The sequence below is a fragment of the Rufibacter glacialis genome (genome assembly GCF_008271745.1).
Taxonomy (GTDB): Bacteria; Bacteroidota; Bacteroidia; order Cytophagales; family Hymenobacteraceae; genus Nibribacter; species Nibribacter glacialis.
Map to the genome: position 1 here is coordinate 17,065 of NZ_VKKZ01000022.1, position 14,692 is coordinate 31,756.

The window sequence follows — 14,692 nt, forward strand, 5'->3', positions numbered from 1 at the left end:
TTGCAAGGTGACCAGGACAACTACGTCTAAAAACTATCCAATTCACGTTTAAAATCTCCTATCATGAAAAGAACTGTACTTTCATGGGTTAGCACCCTTATGCTTATCCTTTTTGCCTTCATTGGCCAAGCCCAGGCCCAATGCAACACCTCTCAGCCAAGACCCATCAGCGGAAACCAGCATCCCTGCCCAGGTGATATTGAGGTTTACTGCATTGAGAATGACCGTGGTTATACTTCTTTTGAGTGGGATGTTCCAAGAGCACACGCCGGCGAGCCGCCTGTAGGCTGGGAGATTATCTCTGGCCAGGGCACCAACTGTGTGACCGTGAGAGTAGGTCAGAAAAGCGGCACCATGAAGGTGAAAGTGACCGATCCGGTTTGTGGTACCAAAGTTGCCACCCTTCCAGTGAAGCCGGGCAAAGATTTTGAGGTGACCATCGCTGGGCCAGATTCTATTTGCGTGAAAGAGCCTCAGACGTATACCGCTTCAGTGAAAAAGGTCAACGGGAACGGTAATGGAAAAGCTCCCGCGAAAGGCGAGTTTATCTTCAACTGGACCGTGCCGGCTGACTGGACAATCCAAAGCGGACAAGGAACAGACAAAATCGTAGTGATTCCAGGTTCAACTGACGGCGAGGTTAACCTGTACGTGAGTGACAATACCAAAGTAAGCGGCAACGGCAACAACGGAAACGGAGTAGGCGGTTACAAAAAAGGCTATTGCGGAACTGCCTCAGACGGAATCTACGTGAAGACCAATGACAACTGCGGTGGCGGTGTTTGCCCGGCCCCAAATGTAGCCCTGATAGCCCCAGATACTATCTGTAACTTAGCTGACGAGCCTACTACCATCAGAGTAGCTGAAATGCAAGCAGGTGTTACCTATACCTTCAATGTGCCAGACGGCTTCCTGGTGTTAGAAGAAGGAGAAGGTTTTGTAACAGTAGTGGCCGTGTTTGAAGAAGAGCAACTGGGTCAACCACAAACCATCACCGTTACCGCCACAAATGACTGCGGTACTGAAACGGCAGAAGTGAAAATGGTAGTAGCTGATTGTGGCCTTGGTAACCCACTTCCTGTCACCTTGACCAGCTTTACCGGAGTGTCTCGTGGTGGTGCCATTGTACTGAACTGGACTACTGCCTCTGAGAAAGACAATGACCGGTTTGAGATTGAGCGCAGCACCAACGGCAAAGACTTTGTGAAAGTTGGCCAGGTGAAAGGTAACGGAACATCTTCTGCCACAGTAGACTACACTTACACAGACCGCAGCAGCGCCTCTGGAACCGTGTACTACCGCTTGAGACAAGTAGATTTCAACAATGCCTTTGAGTATTCCAAAGTGATCTCTGTGAGCCATGTAGCCGCAGCCGGTAGCGCAGCCACCGTGAGTGTGTACCCTAACCCAGTGACCGATGGAAGAGTGACCCTCCGCTTCAATGAGGCAGTGAAAGGGTCAGCCACCATCCAGTTGGTAGACATGAGCGGAAGAGTACTGCACGCCCAGCAGCTAAGCAACGTAGCGTCAGAAGTAGCCTTGAACCTGGCTAACCTGAACCTGAAGCCTGGGGTGTACCTGATCAACATCACCACCAACGGCCGCAGCACTACCCAGCGGGTAATGGTGAGATAAGGCAAAGATTTTAATTGATAGGATGCTTAGCAGGCAGTAACCTTTGGTTGCTGCCTGCTTCCTTTTTATAGGGTTCCCATTGCTCAGATTCAACAGTCGGTCATAGGCCGTCTCATTCAGGTTATGCCCCAGGATGTCCAATTGAAGTGGGCCGAATAATGCCGAGGTGGGATCACCGTATCTGCATCGGTTCCAGCTTGTGTGGCTGGTGCTGGTGCCGGACTTACGCCAAAGGAACAGAGTGTCGGGGAAAGTAGAGGTTGGGAAAGGGGTGGCTAGGTAAAGAAATCAGAGAGCTGAAGGTATAGGAGAAGGAGTAGGTAAAGGCTTTCTATTTATTGGTTATTTAATATATAAGGTAATTCTAATACTTTTCGAAAACCCGGTTTGGTGGTGGTAGGAGACGACAAAGTGAAGGATGGCTTGTGTTTAAATAAGATAAATTTAAAATATAATGCATGAAAGTGCAAAATAGGTGAAACCGCCCTTGTTCGGGGCCGTTAAAGAGGTAGATACTGAAAATATAAACTAAATAAGGTATATACATAAGATAAACAAGTTATGACTCCACCTATACGTCCCCCGTTTCTTACGTTAGATTCATAAAGTCCCTGTAAATTAATTGTTTACAGCCTTTATTGGCTTGCCCCTCTGCATTGTCCCTGTTCGCCAGGGGAACTGAGTTACTACCTCTGCATCTATCCTATTAATTCCAAAAAATCTCGTCATGAAAAGAACTCTACTTTCATGGGTAGGCACCCTCATGCTTCTACTTTTAGGGCTAACCCATCACGCGCAGGCCCAATGTTCTGGTACCAAATTAGATGAATGCTTTGATTTCAACTTCAAGGGAGCTGCGCTGAACAGTAGCAATGGCACCGTGACCATTTCCTTTGGGGTGCGGGTTACCTGTAGCCATGATTTGAGCCATGCCTCCTTTGAGCTTCCCAGCGGAGCAAAGGCTTTGTCGGCTACCGGGCCCTCCGGCTATGAGAACGGGACCAACAATCCTTTCTACTCTATCAAATTCAATCTTGGTTCAGGGTATAAGAACGGCAGAACCGCTGATTTCTCCTATACCGTTGCCGCGGCAGATTACAACCGGATGACTTCCCTGCGGGCTGAGGCAAAAGCCTCCACTACGGTAGGGGAGGTTTCATTTGATCTGAGCGGATGCAAGACTTCTGGCGGCGGCGGCGGCGGTGGAAATGACGGCGGCGGTACGGGAGGTGGTGATTGCAGTTCCTCTCATCCCCGGCCTATGGAAGGCCCTTCCAAGCCCTGTCCCGGCGAGATAGTGGAATACTCCGTTGCCAATGAATATACTTCTTATGATTGGGAGGTGCCCAGAGCCAAGGCCGGAGAACCGCCCCTTGGCTGGGAAATTGTAAGTGGCCAAAACTCCAACAAGGTAAAAGTACGGGTAGGCATGAAGAGCGGAACCATGAAGGTGACGGTAAACCATGCTGAATGTGGTACCAAAGTGGCAACCATGCCGGTGAATCCCGGCAAAGGAATCGCGGTTTCTATTTCCGGGGGAGCGGCCTTCTGCCCCGGAGACATCATGGTGTTCAAAGCTTCTGGCAACAAGGTGAACGGCAGGAACAATTCCCATGACATGGTCTGGGGGGTACCCGCCGGGTGGACTATTGTCTCTGGCCAGGGAACCGGCACCTTGATTGTGAGAGCGGGGGCCACCGCCGGAAATGTCTCTCTGATGCTGGCCAGTAACCCCACTAAAAACAAGGAGCTCTGTGAGGCTGGTGAGGCTGTGCTAGCCCTTACCCTCAAGCCAAGCTGTAGCCCATGTGCCAAGCCTCCGCTCAACGTAGATGCGCCAGAAGTGGTATGCGCCTCCGGCAGCAAGATCTATACTTTCTCCGTGGACAACAGAGACCCTAAAGGCAAGGTGAAATACCAGTTCTTCCTGCCAGATGAGTTTATAAAGGTCTCTGAGGGATATGGCTATGTGAACATAAGAGTAAACAACGCCAAGCCAGACTCCACGCTCTTTGTGACGGTGGTGGCAGTGAACGGAAATAATTGCGGGGCAGAAGCGGTTTGCCTGCCGGTACGGGTGGAGAATTGCCCCACTGGGCCGTGTACCCCACCTGTAGTTGCCCTGGTGGTGCCAGAGCGCATCTGTAACATAGGGGACCCGGTAACCTTCAGCGTCCAGAATCCGCAGGCCGGAGTAACCTATGAGTTCAACGTACCGGAAGGCTTTATCATTCTAGAGGAAGGGGCAGATTATGTGACGGTGTTGGCTGCTTTGGAAGAAGGGCAAGTAGGGCCAGCGCAGGTTTTCCGGGTAATTGCCACCAACAACTGTACCAGTGCCATAGCCGAGAGAACGGTGACCGTGATTGAGTGTGAACCTGGCAATCCGCTGCCGGTTACCTTGACCAGGTTTGTGGGTGTCTCCCGCAACGGGGCCGTGGAACTGGCCTGGAATACCGCCTCTGAGAAAGACAATGACCGCTTTGAGGTGGAGCGCAGCACCAACGGCAAAGACTTCGTGAAAGTGGGGCAGGTGAAAGGAAACGGCAATTCAACTGCCCTTGTCGCCTACGCTTATACAGACCGCACCGCTGCTTCAGGAACCGTGTATTATCGCTTGAGACAGGTAGATTTCAACAATGCCTTTGAGTACTCTAAAGTGATCTCGGTGAACCATACCGCAACCGGTAAAGCAGGGGCCATGAGTGTGTTCCCTAACCCGGTAACAGACGGTAGCCTGAGTATTCGTCTGCCGGAGGTTGCCAACGGGAACGCCATCATCCGGCTGGTAGACATGAACGGGAAAGTGGTGCATAGCCGCGAAGTGAGCAACGCAGGCGCTGAGATGGGAATGGAACTCAAGAACGTGAGAGCCGGCATGTACCTACTGTCAGTGACGGTGAACGGCCGCAGCACCACCCAACGGATCATGGTGCGGTAAAAAGAATTTACTTGAATTGGATTGATAGGATGACAAGCAGGCAGCGACCTTTGGGCGCTGCCTGCTTTCTTTTTGGCGGCTGGCGGGCTGTCAGATTTCCGTTTCCCCTTTTTTTGCCCATTTTTGGGAAAACACCTGAAAAACAATGGGAGAAACCAAAGGCCTTTTTCATGATCTGCTGGTAGTGGAGTTTGCCAGTGTGCTGGCCGGGCCCAGCGTGGGGCAGTTCTTTGCTGAAATGGGGGCCGAGGTATATAAAATAGAGAACCTCAAAACCCGCGGCGACGTGACCCGGCGCTGGAAACTTCCCACAGAGCCCGTTGACTCCTCCTTGTCGGCTTACTTCGCCTCCGCGAACTGGGGCAAGAAGTCAGTGGCGGTAGACCTTTCAGTTGAAGAAGTAAAAGACCTGGTATATGCGCTGGTGAAAAAGGCGGACATCGTTCTTTCCAGCTTCAAGCCCGGTGACGCCGAGAAGCTGGGCATGGATTATAGCACGCTATCTGGCCTCAACCCTGGGCTGCTGTACGGGCAGGTCACGGGGTATGGCCGTCAGGTGCCACGGGCAGGGTATGATGCCGTGCTCCAGGCCGAGGCGGGTTTCATGTTCCTGAACGGCGAAAAGGGAGGGCCGCCGGTGAAAATGCCCGTTGCCCTGATAGACCTCATGGCGGCGCACCAATTGAAAGAAGGTTTGTTGGCTGCCCTCTACCGGCGCCTGAAAACGGGTTTGGGGCAGTACGTAGAGGTGTCGTTGCTGCATGCCGCTATCTCCTCGCTAGCCAATCAAGCCACCAACTATCTGGTGGCGGGCCAGGCACCGGTGCGCATGGGTTCTGAGCATCCCAACATTGTTCCGTATGGCACCATCTTCCGGACCCTTGATGAAAAAGAGATCGTGCTGGCCGTGGGGGATGACCGGCAGTTCCAGGCGCTTTGCCGCGTATTAGGGGCGGAAGAGCTGGGTTCGGTGGCACTCTTTAAAACGAACAAAGACCGGGTGATGCACCGCCAAGACCTGCTCCCCCGGCTCCAGCAACTGGTGGCCCGGCATCACCAGCAGGAACTGTTGCAGGCATTAATCCAAAATCACGTGCCGGCCGGGGCAGTCCACTCTATTCCTGAAGCACTGGCCCAGCCCCTGGTGCAGCCCCAGTTGATCCAGGCTGAAGGGCAGGGGCCGCAAGGGGTACGGCAGGTGGCTTTTTCGGCCCCTGAAGGCCATTTGCCACTTTCTCCCCCTCCCCAGTTAGGGCAGCACACCTGGCAGGTCTTGCGGCAGCAGGCAGAAATTTCTGAGGAAGATTTGCGGGAACTCGTCCGGAAAGGCTGTATTTTGGTGCCCTGAAAGAAAATTGATAACTAAAAGGTGCTGCGGAAAGTACAAGAAAGGTACTTTTGTGGCCTTTTGTCCACACTTAGGTTTTACCAAACGGCGTACTATGGAAGATAGAATAGAGACCATTTTTGAAGGATTGCGGCAAAAATCCTCCACCAAGCAGACTATTTTCAGAAATACCCGGGATATTTTTGAGCAACTCAGGAGCTGTTCCATTGAATTGGTGGACAACCTGAAAAAGCGGATCGCGGAAGTAGACGCAACTGTAGTGATAGAGTACCGGAGCATCAATGACTTTGAGTTCCATATCAAATTCTCCGGAGATCTGCTGGTGTTCGTCATGCACTCCAACGTGATCACCCTGCCAGACGAGCATGAGCTCATGAAAAGCCGCTACGTGGACGAAGACTTCCGCCGGCGGTTCTTTGGGCACATCATGGCCTACAATTTCATGGCCGACTCCATCAAATATAACCGCCTCAATGACCCTGGCTACCTGCTGGGGCGCGTGCTGATCAATATAGAGAACCACTTCTACCTGGAAGGCGTGAAGCAGCTGGACCTGACGTACAACGACATGGCCAAGAATGTGATCACCGAGGAAACTTTGAGGCTGTTCATTGAAAGCGCCATGGTGGCCTCCGTGAACAATGACCTGGTAGCCCCAGACGTGGAAGAGATCAGGAAGATCACCGTCAAGCAGAAGTTAGAGGAGCAACAGGTGAGCACCCCGCAGAAAGTAGGTTTCTCCTTCAGTTACCAGCGCAAACCTAACGTTTATTAGTAGCAGGTATCAAGTAAGTATATTAACCTGTTTAGTGAAGCAGAAAAGTAGAACGCTTGGTCCAGCCGCCTTACCTCGTTACAGTGTAACGAGGCTACATGATCGGGTATCCTGTAGCGACGTTACACTGTAACGTCGTACGCATTGTCGCTTGGCCTAAGGGTAATGGTGAGAACACCGGCAATTCAAGCCGGAGCCTTATGGCTTACTGGTGAGAATCCACAGCGAGGGCAAATTCTTTTTGTCCCTTTCTTTACTAAACAGGTTTTATAATAAAGCATATAGCAATCAGGCCCGGGAGGACTTTGTTCCTCCCGGGCCTGATTGCTATATGCCCAACCCCATGCTTCGCTTTTGTTCCCCTTTGGTGGGATAAAGAAGTTGCCGGGCGTTTCACGGCCGGTTTGCTTAAATCAGCCTTAAAACAACCTGTTAGCAAAAAGTAAAGGCTCCTGTTTAAGGCTCGTTTTTCTAAAACGAGCTTTAAACAGGAGCCTTTATCCTGCTACTTGATTCGTGCTACCTGGTCCTACAATCAAACGAATTCAGCTAATTCCAGCCAACGTTCAGTCTTGGTTTCCACGGCTGAGTCAATCTCCTGGATGCGCTGGGCCAGTTCGGCTAACCGGAAGTGGGTGGCATCACCGGCGTTCATTTCCAGGACCAGGGTTTCTTTCTCCGTCTCCAGATCGGCTATCTCTTTTTCCAGTTTGTCATATTCCTGTTTCTCCTTGAAAGAAGCCTTTCGTTTAGGGGCTGTTTCTGGCAAAGGGGCCACGGGGGCGGCAACCGGTGCGGCTTTGGCGGGTTGAGAGGCAATTCGGGCCGCTTCCTCCGCCTTCAGGCTTTCGCGCTCCTTGGCCCACTCGCGGTAATCTGTGTAGTTGCCTGGGAAGTCACGCAGGTGGCCGTTCTCCTCAAACACGAAGAGGTGGTCTACCAGGCGGTCCATGAAATAACGGTCGTGGGAGACAATGAGCAGGGAGCCCCCGAAGTTCAGCAGGAAGTCTTCCAGGATGTTGAGCGTGGGGATGTCCAAGTCATTGGTAGGCTCATCCAAAATCAGGAAGTTGGGGTTCTTGATGAGCACGCGCAGCAATTGCAGGCGGCGTTTCTCGCCGCCGCTCAGCTTGCTCACAAAGGTGTACTGCTGGGCCGGCGGAAACTGGAAGTGCTGCAGGAACTGGCTGGCGGTGATGACTTCGCCGTTACCGGTCTCCACTACCTCGGCCACCTCCTTCACCACGTCAATGACCCGTTGGTTTTCATTGAAGGTGAGTTCACTTTGGGTGTAGTAACCGAACACGGTGGTCTGGCCGGCGATGATCTCGCCGCTGTCTGGGGCCAAGCGCCCGGTGAGCATGTTCAGGAAGGTGGTCTTGCCCGCTCCGTTAGGGCCTACAATGCCCACCCGGTCCTTTTTCTTGAAGATGTAGCTGAAATCGTCCAGCACCACTTTCTCCCCGAACCGTTTGCTCAGGTGGTCAATCTCCAGGATCTGGTTTCCTTGCCGCGTGCTCTTAACGGATAATTCCAGCTGGGTGCGGGTATCTTTCTGCGATGTTTTGTCTTTTAAGTCATAGAAAGCGTCAACCCTTGATTTGGATTTGGTGCCCCGGGCGCGGGGCTGCTTGCGCATCCAATCCAGTTCTTTCTTCAGGAGCTGCTTCGCCTTGCCCATCTCCGCGGAGTTGGCTTCTTCCTGCTCGGCTTTTTTCTCAACGTAATAGCTGTAGTTGCCCTTGTAGGAATAGAGCTGGCCCCGGTCCAGTTCCGCGATCTCGTTGGCTACCTGATCCAGGAAATAACGGTCGTGGGTAACCATGAGCAGGGTGGTCTGTTCCGTGGTGAGCAGGTTCTCAAACCACTCAATGGTCTCCAGGTCCAGGTGGTTGGTAGGCTCATCTAAGATCAGCAGGTCTGGTTCCTCAATCAGCACCCGGGCCATGGCCACGCGTTTTTTCTGTCCGCCGGAAAGGTGCTCTACCTGCACCTCCAGGTTCTGGATGCCCAATTTGCCCAGGATCTGCTTTGTGCGCACCTCGTATTCCCAGGCGTGCAGGGTTTCCATGCGCTCCATGACCTGTTGCATGCGGGCGTCAGTTGTGTTGGGGTCCTCCAGGCAGGCTTCGTAATCCCTGATGGCATCTAACACTTCGGTTTGGCCAGAGAAGATGGCTTCCTGTACGGTGGCTCCGGCCGGGAATTCTGGTTGCTGCCACAGGTAGCCTACTTTCACGCCGCGGCGAACGCTCACGGTGCCGTTGTCAGTGGGCAGGGTGCCGGCCAATATCTGCAGCAAAGTGGTTTTGCCGGCTCCGTTGGCGCCGATGAGGGCCACCCGCTGTCCGCGGTTAATGCCAAAGTTAAGGTTCTGGAAAAGCCAGCGGTCGCCGAAGCTTTTGGAGATAGAGTCTGCTGAAAGGTAATTCATGGGGCAAAGGTACGCAAACGGAAAAGGGTAAACCAGCCAGAGGTTTAGCAAAAATAAGGGCGCACAAAAAAAGCCAGGCTATGCCGGCTTTTTTACACTGTATTTAAGGTAATTGGCTTATCCCTTAGTGGGAGTGGCCGTGGTGGATGGTGCGGTTAGAGATAGCCCCGTGGGTAGGAACTACCCGAGTTATGGCGGCTTCTATCAAAATCATGATCCCCACAACCAAGTGAGGCAAGTACACATACTCATGGAAATTGAAGATCCAGGGAGAGATAGCCAGGAAAATACCGATCAGGTAATCCATGGTCAAGTGCATGTTCATGGGGATGGTCTTGAACAAGCCCACCTCAAAGTTGGTCATGAGCGCCTGCAATATAATAACAGCACCTACTATGATAGGCACCCACGTTTCGGCGCCGCCACGGTCAAAGTCCAGGATAAAAGGAGCGGCAATCAAAAGTAAGCCCACCAGGTAATCCATGATTCCGTGGGTACGGGTTGATAATACTTTCATTTTTATTCCTCCTATTTTAGTTCCAACTTGTATGGTCTTTCTACGCTTCTGTTTTTGTCTTGTTGCGGGAAAGTGCATCTTAATTTTGTATTTTAGAAATATAGGTATTTCTACTGAGGGCGAATTTATTCCCCTGGGTAGGACCTTGATAAAGGCATGAACAGTACTGAGAACAAAGCCCGCCCCATTGGGGTGTTTGATAGTGGAATAGGGGGCTTAACCGTGGCTAAAGCCATAAAAGCGCATCTTCCGGAGGAACAACTGGTGTATTTTGGTGATACCGCGCACCTGCCGTACGGCGATAAATCTACGGCCGCTATTCAGGCCTACTCCGTTAAAATCTGTGATCTCCTCATTAAGCAGAATTGTAAGATTATTCTGATTGCGTGCAATTCCGCCTCGGCGGCAGCCTATGAGTTGGTGCGGGAATACGTGGGCAGCAAGGCGCTTGTCCTGAATGTGATTGACCCGGTGGTGGCCTATGTGGGGCAGCAATTCGCCCAAAAAACCGTGGGTCTAATTGGCACCAAACAGACGGTGCTTTCCAACGTCTATAAAAAGAAGATTGACAACCTGGACCAGGGCATCATGCTCAAGTCATTGGCCACGCCTTTGCTGGCGCCCATGATTGAGGAGGGATTCTTCAACAACACCATCTCTGAGAGTGTGATCCAGACCTATTTGTCAGACCCGGCCCTGAACGGCATTGAGGCCTTGATCCTGGGCTGTACCCATTACCCGCTCATCAAAGAGCAGATCACGCAGTTCTACGGGGGTAAGGTAGAGGTGCTGGATGCCTCTGAGCTGGTGGCCCGCCACCTGGGCCAGGTACTAACACAATCAGGCATCGCGTCTGATCGTTTACCTGGTGAACCCCACTTTTACGTATCAGATTATACGGTTTCCTTTGAGGCCTCTACCCAGCTGTTTTTCCAGCAGAAGGTACACCTGGAGCACTATCCCCTTTGGGAGTAAAGTAGCCGCCAAAACCGCGTGGTGGGTAAAAACCACCTTTTTAAGGTATATTTACAAAAACAAGCCAGAAATGGCCTTCGTACCCTTACTATATGAAAAAGCGTTATTTCCTTATAGGTGATTTCTCGCGCAACGTACTGTTGGTGAGCGCCGCCGCGTGCCTGGGCCTGGCTTCCTGTTCAGACAACCGTTCTGCCCAGAATGAGACCTCCACGGAGTGGAATGCCGGCGAGGCCGCGCCGCAATACAGCCAGGGCGTGATCACGGAGATGACCGAGACCAGCCCAGACAACTGGAAAATCACCGACGAGCGTCCGGCCGAGGCGGGTAAGGTGATGGCCATCCTGAAACACAACGACGGCAAGGTAGATACCTTGCAGGGCCTGGAGCTGGAGCGCCGCATGCAGGAGTATTCGCAGGCGAACCCCACCAACGGTTCTGGGTTCAATATGATGAACGTGCTCATGTGGAGCGGGATCGGTTACATGGCGGGCCGTATGCTTTCGCCTAACCGGGCTTACTATGCCAACCCCAACACCGTGCAGCGCAATGAGGCCTGGCGCCAACAGACGGCTGCTGAACGGTCACGCGGCGCCCAGGCTTTCAAAGGAACCACCGGTGCCTACAGCAAGCCAACCACTTCCTCCGGTAATGTGCGGGCCACCCGCCCTACCAATAGCCGGTCCGGTACCTTTGGCGGAAGATCAGGCGGTTTCGGAAGCTGATTTTTTTCCTTCTTTTGTGTAACGGGAGCCAGCGGCCCAGCCTCTGGTTTCCGGCCTATTTTCAGAAATCAGCCCCTAAACGAGGTTGACAGAGTCTTTGTAACATAATTTTTTCACGCAAACCTTCTTACCTCATGGCAGATATGTCACTTCCCGTAAAGTTAATGCCGCACCACGGCGATGTCACCACCATGGTGAGGCAGATGGGCTGGGAATGGGTAGTGGAGGAGGAATGCCAGACCTACCTTTCCGGGGAAGCCGTGGTCTTAACCCAAGCCGCCGCTGATGACCTGTTGGAAGGCGCCACCACCCTATACCAGATGATGGTGGAAGCCGTGCCGGAAGGCGTGCCAGATGATTTCCTCCGCAAGATCGGGATTCCTGAGCGCCTCTGGAAAGCGGTGCGCCACTCCTGGGAAGACGACCGCCACTGGCATATCTACGGCCGCTTTGACTTCGCCCAAACCCCGGAGGGCGTGAAACTGCTGGAATTCAACGCTGATACCGCTACCTCAGTCCCAGAGACTGCCGTGGTGCAATGGGCCAGCCTGGCCGCCGCCGGTAAGAATGAGGCGCAACAGGCCAACGGTCTGTATGAGGCCTTGGTAGAGCAATTCAGAACCTGGCAAGGGCTGAACCCCGAATTGGAGCCTGCCCTGCTGTTGGTTTATTTAGGAGGCAGTAAAGAAGACAGCACCAACTGTGAGGTTTTGGCTGAGGCGGCCCGCGAAGCAGGTTTTGATACCCATGTCTGCCCCGTAGACGAGATGGAGGTGTCTACATTAGGGGCAGAGCGTGGCATCTGGGCCCAGGTGGGCGCAGAGCAATGGCGCCGCTTCCCGTTCCTGTTCAAGCTGGTGCCCTGGGAGCTGTTTGTGCAGCTGGAACCGGAACTGTGCGCCGACCTGGTGGACCTGCAATTCAGCCGCAGCGTGATGGTGGCCAACCCGGCCTATTCCCTGATCTTCCAGAGCAAAGGGTTTCTGGCCTGGCTGTGGCAGCAATTTCCATATCACCCTTTGCTTTTGCGTACCGAGTTTACCCCCTTTACCGGAAAAGCGGTGGAGAAACCCTACTTCGGCCGCGAAGGCCAGAACATTTTGGTGCGCGAGAACACAGATGTCTCTTCCACCACCGGGGAGTACGGAAACCAGCCCCACATTTACCAGGCCTGGGCCGAATTGCCCCAAGACCCCCAAGGGTACCGCTACCAGGCAGGCGTCTTCTGGGCCGGTGAGGGCAGTGCCATCGGCTTCCGCCGCGAGCGGGGCATCATCACCAACTTGTCTCAGTTTGTAGCCCACGTGGTGGAATAACAGCTGGTTTTACCTGCCTTGGCAATAGAAGGAGGGATAGAGTTAAAGAATAAGCTGGAATAAAGGCGCAAAGCATTATCCTGCGCCATTCCAGTTCTGAGAATAGTCTGATGCTTGGTCCAAATCCTGGAGCGAGTCTTCAGACTCGTGCCTACTGATAAAGGATATTCTCCAGACTACCTTCGTGCCCGCCGCGATGCCAAGCGTGGCTTGAATAGAAGGTTCATGTGTTATCTTAAGGGTAAAAAGGCCAAAAGTTTGCGCATGGTTCCCAGCTAGCCTTGAAACTCGCCTCATCCCAAGGCCCTAATCTTTAGACGCGCGCCAATAGTTGAATGCTTTTCCGTTTCTTAAGCTATGCAGGAAGTTCCGCTCATCGTATTGGCCAGCGCCCGCAAAGACAGCGATACCAAGCGGTTTCTGCAAAAGGTGTTTCAGGAGACCCCGCACCAGGTAGTGGATTTGCTGGAGTACCGCGTTTCGCCGTACCGCTATGAGCAGGATTATCCGCCGGAAGATGATTTCCAGGAATTGGCTCAAAAGCTGGTGCAACACCAAGTCATTGTGTTCGCCACGCCCGTGTACTGGTATGCCATGAGCGGGTGGCTGAAAATGTTCTTTGACCGCCTCACAGATCTGGTCACCGGGCAAAAGCACCTGGGCCGGAAGCTGAAAGGCAAAACCATTTTCCTGCTGGCCGTGGGCGCTGACCCTGTCCTGCCCGACGGATTTGAGGTCCCGTTCCGGTTAACCGCCAAATACCTGGACATGAAGTACGGGGGCAGCCTGTACGCCTCCACCGAGGAGGTGGAAACCGATATTTACCACGTGGGCGACCATCGGGAATTCCTGCGCGACCTGGCAGAGGCTCTCAAAGACCTTAGCTGAATTTCTTTCCCTCGGTAATCCTTTCCACCGTTTTCAGGATGCGGTTTTCTCTGGTCTCAGGGCGTTTCGCTTCCAGCACCCAGCGCACGTATTCTTTGCGGTGCGTGTAAGCCAACTGCTCAAATCTCTCCAGTTGCTGGGCCTGCGCCAGGGCTTGTTTCAGATCTTCTGGTATTTCAATCACGGTTCGTTCCGCAGACTTGGCGGCCGCCCCGGGGGCCAACTGGGTAGCGGCCCGTATGTACTCTACCAATACCTCTTCCTGCACCTGGTCTACCTGGGTGAATTTGATGCTGCGCATGCCTTTGGCGTCCTGGCCGGTGAACAAGCCGTGGCTATCCTCTAGCAAAGCGCCCTGGAAGAACGACAAACTCACATGCTGCTTGAACACCCCAATGGCGCAGACCAGCCCGGGGCCTTTCTTTTCGTATACCGGTACACTCCATTTCCAGGTAGAAGTAAGGGCCGGATCAGCGGTGGCAATGACTTGCCGCAGCTTTTCACAAATGGGTTGCGCAAACGCCGGGGCTTGGGCAAAATACGTCTCTATTTTCTGATCGCTTGATTCTGAGGGGAGCTTGGGCATTGCCATAGGGTTGGGTAGGAGGTGAAAAGATCGTTTCTTTTAGGGTTGTTTCTGCCAAAAGAGGCCAAAAGCGGTGCCATCAGGCCGCAGGAAAACCCGACCCGGCTGGCAGGACCCTCGGTAAGGTGGCAAGGAAAAACAGCTTATAAATTGCTTCGTGCATCACTTTGCAGGACCAAAGCATGAAACAGCTGCCTAAAGTAAGGAGATATTCTGAATCAAGAAAAAAGCGGTGGTGGCAGGTGCTATGGCAAAGATGAATAAGGTACCTGGTAGAAAGACTCTTCCGCCTTCGGGAGTAAAAGCGTCAGGCGGTTTCTGGTTCCTTTTTTGAGAAAGGGTCAAAAACTAGCTGGCTTTGGTTGCTTCCTCCTCTGGCATCAATCCACAGGAAAATTTTATCTTTAGGCCCCATTTGCCTTGGTAGATGTTTCTTCTAAAGCGGGAAAGGTACCCCAGCCAGAAGAGACCTAGCCTGCAGTGGGTGACCAACGTCACTTTACACCCGGGTTTTTCTTCTGAGATTTGCGGGCAGATGCTACATACAACATA

At 52.9% G+C, this 14,692-nt stretch carries 11 protein-coding genes; 8 read left to right on the forward strand and 3 right to left on the reverse strand.

The features are described 5' to 3' along the window. Positions 1 to 63: 63 nt before the first annotated feature. From FOE74_RS14125 to FOE74_RS14140, 4 genes are all read left to right on the forward strand, one after another. Positions 64 to 1,635 (forward strand): T9SS type A sorting domain-containing protein, encoded by a 1,572-nt coding sequence (locus FOE74_RS14125; protein WP_149099279.1) that lies wholly within the window; start codon positions 64 to 66, stop codon positions 1,633 to 1,635. A 727-nt stretch (positions 1,636 to 2,362) separates the two neighbouring features. Next, positions 2,363 to 4,576 (forward strand): T9SS type A sorting domain-containing protein, encoded by a 2,214-nt coding sequence (locus tag FOE74_RS14130; protein ID WP_149099280.1) that lies wholly within the window; start codon positions 2,363 to 2,365, stop codon positions 4,574 to 4,576. A 145-nt stretch (positions 4,577 to 4,721) separates the two neighbouring features. Further along, on the forward strand, positions 4,722 to 5,924 hold the full coding sequence (locus FOE74_RS14135) for a CaiB/BaiF CoA transferase family protein (protein WP_149099281.1): 1,203 nt from the start codon (positions 4,722 to 4,724) through the stop codon (positions 5,922 to 5,924). A 94-nt stretch (positions 5,925 to 6,018) separates the two neighbouring features. Beyond that, on the forward strand, positions 6,019 to 6,699 hold the full coding sequence (locus tag FOE74_RS14140) for a hypothetical protein (protein ID WP_149099282.1): 681 nt from the start codon (positions 6,019 to 6,021) through the stop codon (positions 6,697 to 6,699). Between the two features lie 535 nt (positions 6,700 to 7,234). Here the strand turns inward: FOE74_RS14140 and FOE74_RS14145 are convergent. After that, entirely contained in the window at positions 7,235 to 9,133 is a 1,899-nt protein-coding gene (locus FOE74_RS14145) for an ABC-F family ATP-binding cassette domain-containing protein (RefSeq protein WP_149099283.1), read from the reverse strand. A 124-nt stretch (positions 9,134 to 9,257) separates the two neighbouring features. After that, entirely contained in the window at positions 9,258 to 9,650 is a 393-nt protein-coding gene (locus tag FOE74_RS14150; protein ID WP_188686762.1) for an SPW repeat domain-containing protein, read from the reverse strand. A 156-nt stretch (positions 9,651 to 9,806) separates the two neighbouring features. Here FOE74_RS14150 and murI point away from each other — a divergent pair, with 156 nt between their 5' ends. From murI to FOE74_RS14170, 4 genes are all read left to right on the forward strand, one after another. Continuing rightward, on the forward strand, positions 9,807 to 10,625 hold the full coding sequence (gene murI, locus FOE74_RS14155) for a glutamate racemase (RefSeq protein WP_149099285.1): 819 nt from the start codon (positions 9,807 to 9,809) through the stop codon (positions 10,623 to 10,625). Positions 10,626 to 10,717: 92 nt separating this feature from the next. Continuing rightward, complete coding sequence (locus tag FOE74_RS14160; RefSeq protein WP_149099286.1) at positions 10,718 to 11,350, forward strand: hypothetical protein; 633 nt, start codon at positions 10,718 to 10,720, stop codon at positions 11,348 to 11,350. Positions 11,351 to 11,493: 143 nt separating this feature from the next. Beyond that, positions 11,494 to 12,666, forward strand: coding sequence for a glutathionylspermidine synthase family protein (locus tag FOE74_RS14165; RefSeq protein ID WP_225840826.1), 1,173 nt, complete (start codon positions 11,494 to 11,496; stop codon positions 12,664 to 12,666). A gap of 357 nt (positions 12,667 to 13,023) precedes the next feature. Continuing rightward, positions 13,024 to 13,554, forward strand: a complete 531-nt coding sequence (locus FOE74_RS14170) for a flavodoxin family protein (RefSeq protein WP_149099288.1) — start codon at positions 13,024 to 13,026, stop codon at positions 13,552 to 13,554. On the opposite strand, the gene FOE74_RS14175 is transcribed toward FOE74_RS14170, so the two are convergent. Further along, positions 13,547 to 14,146 carry a DUF1801 domain-containing protein gene (locus FOE74_RS14175; protein ID WP_149099289.1) on the reverse strand — a complete coding sequence of 200 codons (600 nt, stop codon included), beginning with the start codon at positions 14,144 to 14,146 and terminating at the stop codon, positions 13,547 to 13,549. The genes FOE74_RS14170 and FOE74_RS14175 overlap by 8 nt on opposite strands. Positions 14,147 to 14,692: the final 546 nt, after the last annotated feature.

Bases quoted from the DNA above. Each gene is read 5' to 3' on its own strand.
- FOE74_RS14125 (WP_149099279.1), top strand. From the start codon at position 64: ATGAAAAGAACTGTACTTTCATGGGTTAGCACCCTTATGCTTATCCTT.
- FOE74_RS14130 (WP_149099280.1), top strand. From the start codon at position 2,363: ATGAAAAGAACTCTACTTTCATGGGTAGGCACCCTCATGCTTCTACTT.
- FOE74_RS14135 (WP_149099281.1), top strand. From the start codon at position 4,722: ATGGGAGAAACCAAAGGCCTTTTTCATGATCTGCTGGTAGTGGAGTTT.
- FOE74_RS14140 (WP_149099282.1), top strand. From the start codon at position 6,019: ATGGAAGATAGAATAGAGACCATTTTTGAAGGATTGCGGCAAAAATCC.
- FOE74_RS14145 (WP_149099283.1), bottom strand. From the start codon at position 9,133: ATGAATTACCTTTCAGCAGACTCTATCTCCAAAAGCTTCGGCGACCGC.
- FOE74_RS14150 (WP_188686762.1), bottom strand. From the start codon at position 9,650: ATGAAAGTATTATCAACCCGTACCCACGGAATCATGGATTACCTGGTG.
- murI (WP_149099285.1), top strand. From the start codon at position 9,807: ATGAACAGTACTGAGAACAAAGCCCGCCCCATTGGGGTGTTTGATAGT.
- FOE74_RS14160 (WP_149099286.1), top strand. From the start codon at position 10,718: ATGAAAAAGCGTTATTTCCTTATAGGTGATTTCTCGCGCAACGTACTG.
- FOE74_RS14165 (WP_225840826.1), top strand. From the start codon at position 11,494: ATGTCACTTCCCGTAAAGTTAATGCCGCACCACGGCGATGTCACCACC.
- FOE74_RS14170 (WP_149099288.1), top strand. From the start codon at position 13,024: ATGCAGGAAGTTCCGCTCATCGTATTGGCCAGCGCCCGCAAAGACAGC.
- FOE74_RS14175 (WP_149099289.1), bottom strand. From the start codon at position 14,146: ATGGCAATGCCCAAGCTCCCCTCAGAATCAAGCGATCAGAAAATAGAG.